Source organism: Brevibacillus borstelensis (assembly GCF_037834415.1).
Taxonomy (GTDB): Bacteria; Bacillota; Bacilli; order Brevibacillales; family Brevibacillaceae; genus Brevibacillus; species Brevibacillus borstelensis_A.
The window spans coordinates 190493-205274 of the sequence record NZ_JAUMSJ010000004.1 but is presented as its reverse complement, the minus strand read 5'-3'; the positions used below and the strand labels follow the sequence as shown (position 1 = coordinate 205274).

Below are 14782 nucleotides of genomic sequence, written 5' to 3'. Positions count from 1 at the left end.
TTTGACGCCAGCTTTTTAGACTATCATCCGAGCAATCGGAAAAAGATCGAAAACAAAGGGAGCCACGAGGTGATCTTATGGAGAAAAAAGCAAGCATTTTGGTTGTAGATGATGAGGAGCGCATTCGTCGTCTGCTGAGAATGTATCTGGAGCGCGAATCTTTTCTGATTGATGAGGCCGATAACGGCGAGCAGGCGTTGGAGATGGCGTTGACGTCTGATTACGATATTATTTTGCTGGATCTGATGCTGCCGGGCATGGATGGAATTGAAGTATGTCAAAAGATCCGCGAGCGAAAAGCGACGCCGATAGTCATGCTTACGGCAAAAGGCGAGGAAACCAATCGCGTGCACGGCTTCGAGGCAGGGGTGGACGACTATGTCATCAAACCTTTTAGCCCGCGCGAAGTTGTGTACCGTGTGAAAGCGATCCTGCGCAGGTCCTCGGCAACGGCGTATCTCAAGACGGAAACCTACAACAGCCACTCGGTTCTCGTCTTTCCCGAGCTGACGATCGATCACGACGCCCATAAGGTGATTGCCAGCGGACAGGAAGTCAGCTTGACACCGAAGGAATACGAGCTGCTGCACTATTTGGCGCTTTCTCCCGACAAGGTCTTCACTCGCGAGGAACTTCTGAAGGACGTCTGGCACTACGAGTTTTTCGGAGATTTGCGAACAGTGGACACGCATATCAAGCGTCTGAGAGAAAAACTGAACCGCGTCTCGCCGGCAGCCGCACAGATGATCGCGACGGTCTGGGGCGTCGGCTACAAGCTAGAGGTGCCAAAGTAAGTGGATATTGTTCGCAGCGTAGTTGGAAAACTATGGATGACCATCATCGCGCTTTTTGCTCTGGTCCTTACGCTGTTCAGCCTGATGATTGTGCAGTCCTTTGACAGCTTTTACTTTCAGCGCCAAACGAAAAATTTGCAAAACGTGGCGGAAGGCCTCTCGCAAACCTTGTCCACGTATGCCGACAAAACAACGGCGCTCTCGGTAGCCGCCAGTTTTTCTGCCGTGCATCGCACCGGATTGATCATGGTGGATGAAAAGGGGAAGCCAATCGGGGCGAGAGCGGGCAGTGATTTTTCGTTTATCTCGGTTGAACAGCTGCTGCAAGCGCCTGAACTGAAGCTGGGCGAAGCGCTGCAAGGAAAGCACCACACGCCTGAGCGAATTATTTTTTCTCACAGCCCGGGGGATCGCAGCGGGACTGTCCAGCTTCTGGCTGTAGCTGTCCCGATCGAGCTGTCGAAGGACAAGCAGGGCGCACTTGTTATGTACCAGGCGATTGAAGATTTTGACGATACCGTGAAGGAAGTCAGGAAGCTGATATTCGTCGTGGGAGTGATTGGCTTTATTTCCACCACGGTCTTCGCCTTCTTTTTATCGTCGCGGATTACGTTTCCGCTTCGCCAAATGAAAGAGACTGCACACCGGATCGCAGAGGGCGACTTCCACGCCGAAATCCCGATCCGAACCAATGATGAGATCGGGGAATTGGCGGCTTCGTTCAACAGTATGGCCAGCCATCTGAACAAGCTGGTCGACGCCCTGTCCAAAGAAAAGGAACAGCTGGCCAGCGTTTTGCGGAGCATGGTCGACGGGGTCATCATGATCGACGAGCAAGGAAAAATCGCTGTCACGAACCCGCCTGCCGAGCACTTTTTGCGGGACTGGACGTATGAGCATCCAGACGAGCCGGTCCCGCTGCACCCGTTCTATCAAATGGTCGTCCAGACAGGGCAGGAGGTGACGGATGAAATCCCGGCACAGGGACGTATTTGGTCGCTTGTCATGATCCCGCTCACAGACCGCGAACAAATCCGCGGAGCGGTTGCGGTTGTCCGCGAGGTGACCCGTGAGCGCAAGCTGGACAAGATGCGGAATGACTTCGTGGCGAATGTTTCCCATGAGCTGCGGACGCCGCTGTCCATGCTGCAAGGGTATAGCGAGGCCATCGTGGATGATATCGCTGCCACTCCCGAAGAGCACAAGGAACTGGCACAAATTATTTATGACGAATCAGTGCGTATGACCAAGCTGGTCAATGAGCTGCTCAATCTGGCCCGGATGGAGGCGGGGCATGTGGAGGTCTCGCTGGAACAGGTCGAGGTCAGTCCGTATCTGGAACGGATTCAGCGCAAGTTTGTCAATCTGGCAAGAGAGCAAAAGAGTAACCTCCTCCTGGAAATCAACACATCGGTCACCAGCATTTGGATCGATCCGGACAAAATGGAGCAAGTCCTCACCAATTTGATCGACAACGCGATCCGGCATACGCCGGAAAACGGAATTGTCACGTTGCGGGCCCGCGGCGACCAGACACTCCTTCTGGAGGTAAACGATACAGGCAGCGGCATTCCCCAGGAAGATCTGCCGTTTGTTTTCGAACGCTTTTACAAGGCAGACAAGGCACGTACCCGCGGCAAGGCGGGCGGGACAGGCCTTGGCCTCGCGATCGCCAAAAACATTGTCGAGGCGCACGGAGGCACAATCGGCGTGCAGAGCAAGCTGGGCGAAGGGACAACGTTTACGATTGCCCTGCCTGATAAACAGAAACAGAAATAATTGGAGGAGTGAGAGAGAATGATCAAAACCATCCTGTTTGATGTAGACGGTGTCATGCTGAGCGAAGAGCGGTATTTTGACGCTTCGGCTTTAACCGTGTGGGAGTTTCTGCATAGCCCTCGCTATCTCGGTCTCGCAGGTGACGTCTTTACGGCATCCCCGGAAGAAAAAGAAATCCGCAGGGTCCGTGAACTGGTTTTTGCCAATGATGAGGTGCTCAACTTCATTAAATCGCGCGGAATCAACTCTAACTGGGATATGGTCTACCTGACTGTTGCCTATCAGATCATCCGACTCTGTGAACAGCTGAAGGCTACATTGGGGCAGAAGGTTACTGATCTGTTGACAGGGCAAATCAATCGTGCGGAGCTGGCCCGTTTGGCCGAGTGGACAAAGGAATACGCCCCGGACTTTGCGATCGAATACGCGAAGCTTACCGCCGACTTTTCGCGAGGGAATGCCCAGAAAGCGGAAATGCTGCTCTATCTCAATCAGATCGCCCGGGAACGATGCGGCATTGTCACCAATGTCTTTTCCAGAAACAGCGACCTGTGGCAGCTGTGCCAGGAGACCTTTCAGGAATGGTACCTGGGTGATGAGCGTGTAGCGGCTTCGATTGGCCGTGAAACGATGCAGCCCGGAAAGAAAGGCTTCCTGAATGATGAAATCCCGATTGTCAGCCCGGAAGAAATGATCGAGCTGTTTCGCACACTCAAGGAGAAGGGCTATACGCTGGGAATCGGGACGGGACGGCCGTCCATCGAGACTCATGTGCCGCTGGGAGAAATGAAGATACTGGAGTGGTTTGATCCCAACCGGATCGTGACGGCGAGCCATGTGCTGGAAGCGGAAAAGGAATCTCCGGCTCATGCGCCTCTATCCAAGCCGCATCCATTCTGCTATGTAAAAGGGCTGCTTGGCCTGGATACACCGAACAGCGATGTCCACAACTACGCGCTGCCTATCCCGAACGGGGAAGAAGTGCTTATCGTCGGTGATTCCCCGGCGGATTTACTGGCGGCACAGGCGATGGGATGCCGTTTCGCTGCAACGCTGACAGGGTTGTCAGGAAAGGCGGCCCGGAGCAAATTCGAAAGCGCGAAGGCAGATTTTATTTTGGACGATGTTCGAGACATTCTCTCGATTCTTGAATAAGCAAAAGCAAGTGGCCCCGTCAGCGGTATTGGTTGATGGGGCTGTTTTCATGGAAGATAAGACTCTTATGAGCAATGAGAAATCGTCGAGCCGATTCGGCGGTTCCAGCGAGTGTTGAAATGAATAGCAGGGATATTTCGATTGAAAGAAAGCATAGAAAAAAGCCGGCTCATTAGAGAACCGGCTCTTCGTTGTTTCAGATCTAGAGTAATTTCGTGCCTCATTTCCATTGAAGCGACTCCAGACAGCGGAAGCGGAAGGCTTGTACGAGGAAAGGGAGTACGGTGTCGTTGCGCACAATTACCTCGTAGCGGCCATCTTGACGGGAGTAGAAAAAGGCATCGGTATAATCCTGGTTGTTCTCAAAATAAGCCCGGACTTGCTTGAGGCGGTTGCGCATCTCTTCGGACTTCACTTCAATGGAGAAGGTGACATCGTTTTCGTTCCGCGTTTCCTGAATCTCGATCAGGCTCTGATCAAACGTGTATGTAACCATTCGTGTTCCTCCTTATTAGAAAAAGTAGCGCAGGAAAATGTAGGCGTGCGACAGGATGATGGACATGATCATCAGCGGGAAAGCCAGCTTCAAGAAGCCGAGAAAGCTGATATGGTGTCCTTCCTTTGCAGCCAAACCGGCCACAATCACGTTGGCGCTGGCGCCAATCAGCGTCCCGTTGCCGCCCAGACATGCACCGAGTGCCAAACTCCACCAAAGCGGTTCCAGATTGGTAATCCCCAATGCGCCCATTTCCTTGATCATCGGAATCATCGTGGCGACGAACGGGATGTTATCGACGAAAGCTGAAGCAATCGCGCTTAACCAGAGAATCAAAAACGATGTCTTCATGGCGTCTCCGCCGGTCAGCTTGATCGCTTCTTCGGCCAGCTTCGCGATGACGCCTGTCTCAACCAATCCGGAGACGAGCACGAACAGTCCTACGAAGAAGAAGATGGTTGTCCACTCCACTTTGCTGATCGCCTCTTCCAGATAGTGCTCTCCTGTGATGAGCAGGAGCAGGAAAGCGCCGGTAAGGGCAATCGTTGCCGACTCGAGATGCAGCATTCCGTGGAGCATAAAGCCGACAATGGTGAGGCCGAGGACAGTAAGCGATTTCTTGAGCAGCTTGGAGTCCGTGATCTCATCAAGCTCATTTAAGCTCATGATTTTGGCTTTCAGTTCTGGCGTCGTCTTGAGATCTTTTCGATAGATCAAAGCAAAACAGAAAACGGTTGCAATCATAATGACGATAACAATTGGGGCCAAGTTTGTCAGAAACGCCATGAAATCCAGCTCAGGCACCGAGCTTCCGATCATGATGTTCGGAGGATCGCCGATCAGCGTTGCCGTTCCTCCGACGTTGGACGCGATGATTTCCGAGATCAGATAGGGGAGCGGGTTCACCTGCAGCTGTCTGGCGATGCTGAATGTGACCGGTACGATCAAAAGAACCGTTGTCACATTATCGAGGAAGGCAGAAGCGACTGCTGTAATGATGCTCAGATAGATCAGGATGCGCAGCGGTTCGCCCTTTGCGGCTTTGGCGGCACGAATCGCCATGTACTTGAACACGCCCGTTTGGGCAGTAATGGCGACAAGGATCATCATGCCGATCAACAAACCGAGCGTGTTGAAGTCAATGTGCTCGACGGCCTGTTCCTGGGTGATGACGCCAAACAGGATCATCAGGATACCGCCAAACATGGCTACGATGGTTCGATGCAGCTTTTCGCTGATGATAAAGGCATATGTAACCAAAAAAATGCCGATTGCGAATATAGCTTGTGTGGCCATAAGGATCTCCTCTCGGTGAATGGATTAGTCTGGTTATAATTATAGCGATAACTTTACTAGGGGTAAAGGAAGAGCCTGGTCCAAGGACCAGGCTTCGTAACAGGAAAGCTGTCAGGAATCCTACAGCTCGATCTGGGTCACGCTTTTTACTTCCGGAAGCTCGCCCATCGTATCCAACAGCTCGGCTGTAAGCGGTTTGTCTACAGATAGCATCATGATCGCATCTCCGCCGATGTCACGGCGTCCCACCTGCATTGTTGCGATGTTGACTCCGTTTTCGCCGAGAATGGAGCCGACTCGTCCGATGACGCCTGGCCGGTCGTTGTGGTGGATGTAGAGCAGATACCCTTCGGGAGCCACGTCGATGGCAAACTCATCGATTTTCACGATACGCGCACCGTACCCGTTAAGCCGGGTTCCGGCCACCTTGCGCGACTGCTGCGTCGTTTTGAGGGTCACAGTTAAAAGGTTGGTAAACCCCCGGTTTTGCGCCGTTTTCTGTTCGGTCACTGTTATATCGCGAACCTTTGCAAGCAGAGGGGCATTGACAAAATTGACTTCTTCGCCAAGGTGGAAGGAGAGCACCCCTTTTACGACGGTACGGGTGAGCGGAGCCGTATCAACCTCGGTCAAATCTCCGCTGTACGTGATGGCAATCTCCTGAACGGAGCCGACAGTCACCTGTGCCAGGAAATGGCCCAGTTTTTCACCCAATGTGAAATACGGCTGGAGGCGCTCCATCACATGCGGCGGGATCGAAGGCAGGTTGACCGCATTTTTGAACGGCTCGCCGCGAAGCACCTTTAAGATTTCACCGGACACATCGACAGCGACGTTTTCCTGCGCTTCTACGGTAGATGCCCCCAAGTGAGGTGTAACCACTACCTGGGGCAATCCGATCAACGGGTTGTCGACAGGCGGTTCCACTTCAAAGACGTCAAGTGCCGCTCCGGCTACTTTGCCAATAAGGATCGCTTCATACAGCGCTTTTTCATCGATAATGCCGCCGCGTGCGCAGTTGATAATGCGAACGCCATTCTTCATTTTGGCAAATTCTCTGCTGCCGATCAGGTAGCGCGTTTCTTTTGTCAGCGGGGTGTGAACGGTGATGAAATCAGCCTGACGGCAAATTTCGTCTACCGTTGCGTTTGTAACCCCAAGCTTTTGGGCGCGTTCCTCGGTCAGGAACGGATCATAGCCCAGAACAGTCATCCCAAATGCTTTCGCACGTTTGGCTACCTCGGTTCCGATGCGTCCCATGCCAATGACGCCGATTACCTTGTTGTTCAGTTCAACCCCCTGGAAGCTTTTCCGATCCCACGTACCGTCGGCCAGTTTGCGGTAGGCCTGCGGAATGTTGCGGGCCATGGCCATCAGCATGGCAAAGGAGTGCTCCGCGGTAGAAATCGTATTGCCGTCCGGAGCGTTGATGACGACGACGCCTGCTTCTGTGGCCGCGTTGATGTCGATATTGTCGACACCGACGCCAGCGCGTCCGACAGCTTTCAATCGTTTGCCGGCTGCGAGCACCTCACCCGTGACTTGAGTCTGGCTGCGAACGAGCAGCGCGTCGTAGTCACCGATGACGGCAAGAAGGTCGGTAGGGGAGAGGTTTGTATTTCGGACGACTTCAACATCAGGAGCGTCCAGCAGCTGTTGGATGCCGTATTCGCTGAGCGGATCTGTAATCAATACTTTATACATGAGCAAGTAGCACCTCCTGGGCAGCTTTTACACCGGCCCCCAATTCAACGGGAGCACCGATCTGGCGAAGCGACAATTCGATGGCGGCAACGACCTGAAGGACGTCAAGGGGTTCGCAGTACCCCATGTGGCCAATACGGAAGATCTTTCCTTTCAAGTGCTGCTGACCGCCGGCGATTACGATGTTGTGATTGTTTCTCAATACCTTCCTCAGCTGCTCGGGATCGAAAGCGTCCTGCGGGTGGCAAGAAGTGACGGTAGCGGCGGCGAATTCATCCTGGGCCATCAACGGAATATTCAGCGCGCGCATCGCGGCACGGGTCATATCCCGCATGATCTCGTGGCGTTTGATGATGGCCGGCAGCCCTTCCTCCTCAAGCATCTTGCACACCTCGGCGAGGCCGAAAACGAGCGAGACAGCTGGCGTATAAGGGGTTGTCTGATCGGCAAAGCTGTTGCGATACGCTTTGAGATCAAGGTAAAAGGCGAGCGGCTTTTTCCTGTCGATCACTTCCCATGCCCGCTTGCTCGCTGCGAGGAAAGCCAATCCGGCAGGCAGCATAAATGCCTTTTGAGAACCGGTGACCACGATGTCGACGCCCCATTCGTCCATTTGGAAAGGGACTGCACCAAGGCAGCTGACCGCATCGACGATAAAGAGGGCATCGGATTTTTCGCGTACCACTTTTGCCAGCTCGCGGATCGGGTTTTGAACCCCTGTAGAAGTTTCGCAATACGTTGCAAAGACAGCTTGCACAGACGGCTTATCGGCGAGAAAGGTCGCCAGCTTTTCCGGAGTGACAGCTTCTCCCCAAGGAACATCCAGACGGTGGACGATGATGCCGTATCGCTCGCATATTTTGGCGAAACGCTCGCCAAATGCGCCGCTGACCAGTACGGCAGCTTCTTCGCCAGGCTGAAGCGTGTTCACAACGCTCATTTCCAGCGTGCTCGTTCCGCTTCCCGCCAAAACAAAGACGTCTTGCGATGTTCCGAAATAGGGACGCAGCCGATGGGCCGTACTGGCAAACAAGTCGGAAAACTGGCCGCTCCGATGGCCGATCATCGGCTGGTTCATCGCTTGCTGGACGCGAGGCGGGACCGGAGTGGGCCCGGGTATTCTCAAAATGATTTTGTCTGCAAACATGGTTATCTCTCCTCCTTGTAATCATCCATTGCGTGGAATGTAAGGAACATGACAATTGAAATGAAGTACGAAGTCAAGCCAAGGAAAATGGCAAGTGAAGGCAGCGTTTGCCGAATGCAAAAAAGCCTCCCGTTCCCACACTGCTCCCAGCTTGGAAACAGTGAGGGACGAGAGGCTTAGCTTCGCGGTGCCACCCTCATTTGTCCTTCTTTTCGCAAAGAAGAACCTTGGCAGGTACGTGACCTGAGAGATAACGGATCAACCGTTCACGCCTACTGTGATACCCGGGACATCGGTTCGGCGCAACAACTCGGAAGTGCTCATCCTAGCGCGGAACCACCGATTCGCAGCAACCATCGGCTCTCTGAGGGTTTCCAGGCTAGGCGTATCTTCGTCAACGTTGTTGAAGTATTCGCTAAGATTTGTATCTACGATAACACGGGCAATTCTAAGCGTCAAGCATAAAAAACAGAAAAAAAGAACATTGGATTTAAAAAACAACATATAGTTCGTGAAATAAAGTAATTTCGGATAGTTGAAATGTGTAAAATTAACCTAAAAACGAACGTTAAGATTTAAGTTTCCTAAAAACTGGATATTTCTGCGAAAAATGTTCGGTTTTTACCGCTCGATGCGGCGTGGAAACAAAATGCCCAGTACCGGCATTGAGGGTAAAGGGCATGTTGAATGTAGATTAGATTATGAGACAAAGCAATCGTTGAGGGGGGCAATCCTTACATGCCGCCCAGCGTATCGGTGAGCACAGGCACGATTTGTTTTTTTCGAGACACGACGCCTTTCAGCACTGCTTTGTTATCGACAAGGTTCACGTTGTAAGCTTTTTCCACTGCATGGGCTGCGCGGCCGAGAGCCAGGCCGATGGAGTCGTTGTTCAAAATATCGGTTACGACGAAGAGGAACAAATCCAGGCCCTTGTCGGAAATAATCGCAGAGAGCGAAGCTTCAAGCTCAGTCTGGCGTGCAAGCACGTCATTCACATCGACTGCGTTCACCTGAGCGATTTCCACCTTGTAGCTGCCCATTTGGAATTCTTTTGAGTCAAGGGAGATCAGCTGAGCGATCGTTTTCTCGCTCAAATCGGCACCGGCCTTTAGCATATCCAGGCCGTACGCATTCAAATCTACTCCGGCAATCTCCGCAAGTTCATGTGCGGCGGCGACGTCTTGCTCCGTACACGTTGGAGACTTCAGCAGAAGCGTGTCGGAAATGATCGCGGACAGCATCAGGCCAGCCATCGTCTGGGAAATTTCAACGCCGTTCTCCTTGTACATTTTTTTCAGGATCGTCGTTGTGCAGCCAACTGGTTCCGCGCGGTAATACAGGGGATTGCTCGTTTCAAAATTGGCGATCCGATGGTGGTCGATCACTTCTGTGACTTGCACTTTCTCAATGTCGGTAGCACTTTGCTGGCGCTCATTATGATCGACCAGGATGACCTCGCTCACTTCGTTTGCGACGGTTTCGACCAGGCGGGGGGCATCCACTTTGAATGTATCCAGCACAAATTTCGTTTCACTGCTGATCTCTCCCAAACGAACAGGCTCTACATCTGCACCCAGCTTGGTTTTGAGATCCGCATATACAATTGCAGAACAAATGGAATCAGTGTCCGGATTTTTATGTCCGAAAATAAGTGTTTTTCCCATTCTTAATGCTCCTTCGTTGTTTTTGGCGAGAAAATTATACCATGAAAAGGGGGAGAAATGCGATGAAAATGAAAAAACCCCCCACAGCTGAAGAGCAGTGAGCGGTTTTTTGTGAGCTGGGAATCTTACTCTTCCACTTTAATGGAATCGGTAGGGCATCCTTCAGCCGCGTCACGTACGTCGTCAAAAAGGATGTCCGGAATCTCAGCGCTATTGGTGTTATCGTCGAGCTTGTTGAAAGCAAGGCCTTCGTCGTCGTAATCGAAAACGTCAGGAGCCGTTGCGCCACAAGCACCGCAAGCGATACAGGTTTCTTTATCTACCCATGTGGTCATCGTGGTTTCACCTCCCATACCTGATGGTACGTCCACTGTCATAACTCATTGTATGCTCTGTCTGGAAAGATTTCAAGAATGAATCGTATCTAAAAATGTACGACTATCGATAAAGCGGTATTTCAGGTGCCTTCAGGCTGCTGTAATGCTTGCCTTGAACCTCTTTGAAATCACCGTTGTGCACCGCATCTGTAGCTGTCAGAAGGCGTACGGCAGCGTCGGCGTCTTTTATTCCCAGGTTCTTGGCATCGTCAGAGCCAAACAGCAAGTCGATGCGGGCGGTCAAATCCTCGGGGTTGTAATCCCCCCATTTCTTGTGACCGGCGATGGAAACAGCCGCGATGTAAGTCTTGTAGTGGAACGGCAGCTGCCTCCACTGATCTGCGCTCACATTGGCAGGGACCTCTTTTGGCAGCGACTGCTTGGTAACATACGCAGACTCCCAAATGGCCAGGGAATGGTAAACCTGCTCGCTTGCCTTGTACCAGTTGGTCAAGGACAGTCGGGCAGAGATATCAGCCGGACTGAGAGCATTACTATTCTGATCGGAGAGCAATTGCTTCATACTATCCAAATAAGCCCGCACGCCAGCCTGAAATTGGCTGTGGGCTTCGACGAGCAGCGGAGACGTTGGCAGGGGAACTTCCTTGCCCAGCTGTTTGTCGGTTTGCTTGGCGGCCTGGAGCAGCTGCTCGAGAGCATCCTTTTTGGCTGACCTGTCCAGATTCGGCCAAGCCTCCATCTTCTCGAAATGAGCCCGTTTCAAGTCGAGCACAGGGGCGTAAACGGCGTAGTAAAAACGGATAAAGTCCTGCTCGCTGTAAAGCTTTTGCTCGCGCAGTTGGCGTTCCCGCTCTGCTTCCAGCTTCTGTTGTTCGAGAGCGGCCGTTTGCTGTGCATCTATTTTTGATTTCATATAGTAAGCACCGAAAAAAAATCCGCCAACAAAGCAAGCAAGTGTTATGATGATCATGTAGGCAAAGATAAATTCTGACTTCGACAGACGCTTGTTCATACAATCCTCCACAGTTGTTACGATTAAGGGATAATTCGAGCTGCTGCAATTTGCGCGGCAGTATTCCGATATGCAAAAGGAGTACCCATGAGCAGTCCATCTCTTATTGAGCGGGAATGGGCTTTTATACGTTCGCTGACCGTTACCGGGATGCTTCCCTTGGCAGGCGAGCGGACAGTCCAGGCCCTGTATTACATATTGCGAGGCAGAAAAGCAAACCAGACCCTGCAGGACGTTCATTTATACAGCCTTTATCCGTATTATCGGATGTTTCCCCGTCTTTTGAAAGAGGAATGGGAGAAAATTGTTTATAAATTGCAAGAGGATCAATTGCTAATCCCGATCCCTGCAGCGCAAAACGCCAGAAAACCGTCATTTTTTCTGACGGAAAAAGCCCGGCAGATCGCAGCCGAAGGGGAAAGGGAGTACACCTTTTCGTACTGGTTTGAGCCATTTTCTCAGGCAGATGTCGCAGAACAGGTTGAGTCGTTTTGGCTGCGGCTGCATCTGGTTGTTCAAACAGTCTCACACCTGCTGGAACGTGATTTGTCCTTCCAGCCGATCGTGCAGGAAAAACGGACGCAGCGTTGGGTAAAAGAGCGTCTGGCGGAAAAAGCGCAGAGAGCCCGCTGGACCGAGGGCCTGGCTAAGGAGTTGTTTCACTCCCTGACTGGGCTGCCCGAACCAGTCCAGGAAATGATCTTTCGCCGTTTTTCAGGCGTTTCCCAATCAGGACTTACACTGGCTCAGCTCAGCCTGTTGAATCGCGAGGCTCCTTCTTATATTCACGTGCAGTTCCGCTCGGGCCTGGCCCGGATGATTCGTGCGATCCAGGAAAAACGCGCAGACTTCCCCTTGTTGTCGACACTCTTGGAAAACGAAGGAGACAAGGACCCCCGCCTGACCGAAAGCGCTTCGTTGACGTACGTTTTGGCCAAGCGGGGATACAGCATCGACCAGATCGCCAAAAGGCGGAACATCAAGCCGAGTACAGTTGAAGACCACTTGGTGGAAATCGCGTTGCGCTGTCCGGAGTGGGACTCTTCCCGCTATCTTTCAGCCGATCTGGCAGAAAAAATTGTCGAAGTCAGCAACAGACTGGAGACGAGCAGGTTGAGGCTGGTCAAGGACCAGCTTGGAGCTGGCGTGTCGTACCTGCAGATCCGGCTGGCCCTGGCGAGAAAGAAAGGAGGAGAAGAGCATGCAAAAGGAGACGCCTGACCACAGAATCAGGGATCTTCTGCGGCGTCATTTCGGCTTTTCCTCCTTCCGGCCGGGGCAGCGGGAAATCATCAAACGGATTCTTCAGGGCCAAAACGTGCTGGGACTGATGGCCACCGGCGGGGGCAAATCGGTCACGTACCAGCTTCCGGCCCTGTTTCTTCCTGGGACTGCGGTGGTCGTGTCACCGCTCATTTCTTTAATGGTGGACCAGGTGCAGCAGCTACGCGGAAAACGAAAAATTCCGGCTGCTTATATCAACAGCACCATGGACCCTGCGGAGACAAGAGAGCGCCTTTTGGAGATTGGACGAGGCGTGTACAAGCTTGTCTATGTATCGCCTGAAAAATTGCAAAGTCATGCAGTTCAAAAGGCGCTGATCAGAGCCGGAGTGTCGATGCTGGCGATAGACGAAGCCCACTGCGTTTCTCAATGGGGCCACGATTTCCGCACAGACTATCTGCGTCTGCCGCAGGTGGTGAAACGGTTGGGCTCTCCCCCCGTGTTGGCGGTGACGGCTACGGCAACGCCGGGGGTTACGGATGAGATTCGCGAACTGTTTGGAATCAAGCCGGAAAATGTCGTTGCTCAGCCGCTTAATCGCGGGAATATAGCCATGGACATCATCTTTGCCGAGAACGAAGCAGAGCGAAGGCGGATGGTGGTGAATGCGATCGAGGAACTGCAAGGTCCCGGCATCGTCTATTGCAGTACCCGGCAATCGGTGGAGGTGCTTGCAGCGGAGTATCAGCTTTTTGGGAAAAACAGGGTGCACGCCTATCACGGCGGAATGAACAGCATGGACAGAATGGTCGTGCAAACGCAGTTTTTGCGGGGAGAGCTGGATGTGATCATCGCTACCAATGCGTTTGGCATGGGGATCGACAAAGCAGATATTCGCTATGTGCTGCACTATCATTTTCCGGCAAGCCTGGAAGCCTATGCACAGGAGATCGGGAGAGCCGGAAGGGATGGACAAGCTGGTTATGCCGGGCTGTACTACGTCCCGGAAGACCGGTTGATTCATACCCATTTGCTGGAAAAGGAGTACCCCACTCAGGATCAGGCTCTCCGTTTCTTGCAAGGCTTGTCGCAAGCCGGGGCAAAGTCCGTCTCCGAACTGGCGATGGACGAAATCCCTGAAGAGATGGCGTCTCTGTTGTTTTTCTATGCCGAGCAGTCAGGGATCGTCAGCGGCGTCGCCGCGGGACGCGCGGAATACCGCTACGAACTAAAGGAAGCCTCCGAGCAGCCGAGCCTCCAAGAGAAAGCGGCCCGGATGATCCAGACGATGGAGAAGCCGAAGCGGCTAAAGCGCCAAAAGCTTCTGGAAATGCTTCGCTGGCTTGCGGGAACGGAATGCTATCGGATGCGGCTCAATGAATACTTTGGTGAACGCGATCACTCTTTTCTGGCTGCCTGCTGCAGTCACTGCGGTCTGGACTGGGCTGTCTATTTGAATAAGGCTGCTTCCCGCGGTAAAACAACAGAGAAAAACGAATGGAATCTGAGGGAGGCATTGGAAACGCTTTTGCCGAATAAAAAGGGAGGAACCATCTTTTGAAGCAAGCGCACCATGACCTTGACGATGCGACACTGCGATTCAATCTTTGGCTGACGCAAGTCGTCGTAATTGGTGTCGCCCTGTTCGGCAGCCTGTTTGTTCACGGGTGGGCAGGCACTCTGGACTTGTTCCGCTTGCCGGCCCCTGGAGCATTTCTTTGGGCGATTCTCGTTGCTGCATTGGTCGTCGGGTCAAGTATCGTCATGGATCGTTTTTTGCCCCGCAGCTGGCAGGACGACGGGAGTATCAATGAACGTATATTTACCGGCCTCTCCATCGGCAGGACTGTCATTCTTTGCTGCTTGATCGGCTTTGGCGAGGAATGGCTGTTTCGCGGCGTCATACAGGCGTTCATCGGAAACCTGTGGACGAGTGTCTTCTTTACGCTGGTTCACGTTCGCTATTTGTCCAAACCGCTGCTTGTCGGGAGCGTCTTCGTCACCAGCTGGCTGTTGGGCTGGCTGCTCGAGGCAAGCGGCTGCCTGCTGCCGTCCATCCTGGCCCACATTGTCATAGACCTTCTGCTGGCCCTGTATATTCAACATGGATGTTCCGTGAGAGGAGGAACCTGGAATGACACTGGACGAGAATAAAGCACAGCCCGTGAGC

13 protein-coding genes and 1 other annotated feature are annotated in these 14782 nt (G+C 52.7%); of the genes, 6 read left to right on the top strand and 7 right to left on the bottom strand.

Annotation, left to right across the window (positions count from 1 at the left end; all coding sequences use genetic code 11):
* Positions 1–77 precede the first annotated feature (77 nt).
* From Q3F21_RS06425 to Q3F21_RS06415, 3 genes are read left to right on the top strand one after another with little or no spacing between them, the layout of a single operon-like run.
* Complete coding sequence (locus Q3F21_RS06425; protein WP_340250657.1) at positions 78–794, top strand: response regulator transcription factor; 717 nt, start codon at positions 78–80, stop codon at positions 792–794.
* Positions 795–2573, top strand: a complete 1779-nt coding sequence (locus tag Q3F21_RS06420) for an ATP-binding protein (RefSeq protein WP_340250656.1) — start codon at positions 795–797, stop codon at positions 2571–2573.
* A gap of 18 nt (positions 2574–2591) precedes the next feature.
* Positions 2592–3728, top strand: a complete 1137-nt coding sequence (locus Q3F21_RS06415; protein WP_340250655.1) for an HAD family hydrolase — start codon at positions 2592–2594, stop codon at positions 3726–3728.
* 220 nt (positions 3729–3948) lie between these two features.
* Here Q3F21_RS06415 and Q3F21_RS06410 read toward each other — a convergent pair whose 3' ends face one another.
* The 7 genes from Q3F21_RS06410 to Q3F21_RS06380 form a co-directional block, all read right to left on the bottom strand.
* Positions 3949–4224 (bottom strand): hypothetical protein, encoded by a 276-nt coding sequence (locus Q3F21_RS06410; protein ID WP_340250654.1) that lies wholly within the window; start codon positions 4222–4224, stop codon positions 3949–3951.
* Between the two features lie 15 nt (positions 4225–4239).
* The gene (locus tag Q3F21_RS06405) at positions 4240–5520 is read right to left on the bottom strand and encodes an ArsB/NhaD family transporter (RefSeq protein WP_340250653.1); all 1281 of its coding nucleotides are present in this window, start codon (positions 5518–5520) and stop codon (positions 4240–4242) included.
* A 120-nt stretch (positions 5521–5640) separates the two neighbouring features.
* Complete coding sequence (serA, locus tag Q3F21_RS06400) at positions 5641–7224, bottom strand: phosphoglycerate dehydrogenase (protein WP_340250652.1); 1584 nt, start codon at positions 7222–7224, stop codon at positions 5641–5643.
* Positions 7217–8371, bottom strand: coding sequence for a pyridoxal-phosphate-dependent aminotransferase family protein (locus Q3F21_RS06395; protein WP_340250651.1), 1155 nt, complete (start codon positions 8369–8371; stop codon positions 7217–7219). The genes serA and Q3F21_RS06395 overlap by 8 nt, the downstream gene beginning before the upstream one ends.
* 160 nt (positions 8372–8531) lie before the next feature.
* Positions 8532–8778: a binding site (T-box leader), on the bottom strand.
* Between the two features lie 327 nt (positions 8779–9105).
* Complete coding sequence (locus Q3F21_RS06390; RefSeq protein WP_340250650.1) at positions 9106–10038, bottom strand: manganese-dependent inorganic pyrophosphatase; 933 nt, start codon at positions 10036–10038, stop codon at positions 9106–9108.
* 125 nt (positions 10039–10163) lie between these two features.
* The gene (locus Q3F21_RS06385; RefSeq protein WP_340250649.1) at positions 10164–10373 is read right to left on the bottom strand and encodes a ferredoxin; all 210 of its coding nucleotides are present in this window, start codon (positions 10371–10373) and stop codon (positions 10164–10166) included.
* 103 nt (positions 10374–10476) lie between these two features.
* Complete coding sequence (locus Q3F21_RS06380) at positions 10477–11388, bottom strand: hypothetical protein (protein ID WP_340250648.1); 912 nt, start codon at positions 11386–11388, stop codon at positions 10477–10479.
* Positions 11389–11475: 87 nt separating this feature from the next.
* Between Q3F21_RS06380 and Q3F21_RS06375 the strand changes: the two genes are divergently transcribed.
* Genes Q3F21_RS06375 through Q3F21_RS06365 form a run of 3 tightly spaced genes read left to right on the top strand, consistent with a single transcriptional unit; the run spans position 11476 to position 14766 of the window.
* Complete coding sequence (locus Q3F21_RS06375) at positions 11476–12609, top strand: helix-turn-helix domain-containing protein (RefSeq protein WP_340250647.1); 1134 nt, start codon at positions 11476–11478, stop codon at positions 12607–12609.
* On the top strand, positions 12590–14173 hold the full coding sequence (locus Q3F21_RS06370; RefSeq protein WP_340250646.1) for a RecQ family ATP-dependent DNA helicase: 1584 nt from the start codon (positions 12590–12592) through the stop codon (positions 14171–14173). The genes Q3F21_RS06375 and Q3F21_RS06370 overlap by 20 nt, the downstream gene beginning before the upstream one ends.
* Entirely contained in the window at positions 14170–14766 is a 597-nt protein-coding gene (locus tag Q3F21_RS06365) for a CPBP family intramembrane glutamic endopeptidase (RefSeq protein ID WP_340250644.1), read from the top strand. Before Q3F21_RS06370 ends, Q3F21_RS06365 begins: the two co-directional genes overlap by 4 nt.
* Positions 14767–14782 lie beyond the last annotated feature (16 nt).

Coding starts and splice junctions, on each gene's coding strand:
- Q3F21_RS06425 (WP_340250657.1), top strand. CDS start 78: ATGGAGAAAAAAGCAAGCATTTTGGTTGTAGATGATGAGGAGCGCATT.
- Q3F21_RS06415 (WP_340250655.1), top strand. CDS start 2,592: ATGATCAAAACCATCCTGTTTGATGTAGACGGTGTCATGCTGAGCGAA.
- Q3F21_RS06410 (WP_340250654.1), bottom strand. CDS start 4,224: ATGGTTACATACACGTTTGATCAGAGCCTGATCGAGATTCAGGAAACG.
- Q3F21_RS06405 (WP_340250653.1), bottom strand. CDS start 5,520: ATGGCCACACAAGCTATATTCGCAATCGGCATTTTTTTGGTTACATAT.
- serA (WP_340250652.1), bottom strand. CDS start 7,224: ATGTATAAAGTATTGATTACAGATCCGCTCAGCGAATACGGCATCCAA.
- Q3F21_RS06395 (WP_340250651.1), bottom strand. CDS start 8,371: ATGTTTGCAGACAAAATCATTTTGAGAATACCCGGGCCCACTCCGGTC.
- Q3F21_RS06390 (WP_340250650.1), bottom strand. CDS start 10,038: ATGGGAAAAACACTTATTTTCGGACATAAAAATCCGGACACTGATTCC.
- Q3F21_RS06385 (WP_340250649.1), bottom strand. CDS start 10,373: ATGACCACATGGGTAGATAAAGAAACCTGTATCGCTTGCGGTGCTTGT.
- Q3F21_RS06380 (WP_340250648.1), bottom strand. CDS start 11,388: ATGAACAAGCGTCTGTCGAAGTCAGAATTTATCTTTGCCTACATGATC.
- Q3F21_RS06375 (WP_340250647.1), top strand. CDS start 11,476: ATGAGCAGTCCATCTCTTATTGAGCGGGAATGGGCTTTTATACGTTCG.
- Q3F21_RS06370 (WP_340250646.1), top strand. CDS start 12,590: ATGCAAAAGGAGACGCCTGACCACAGAATCAGGGATCTTCTGCGGCGT.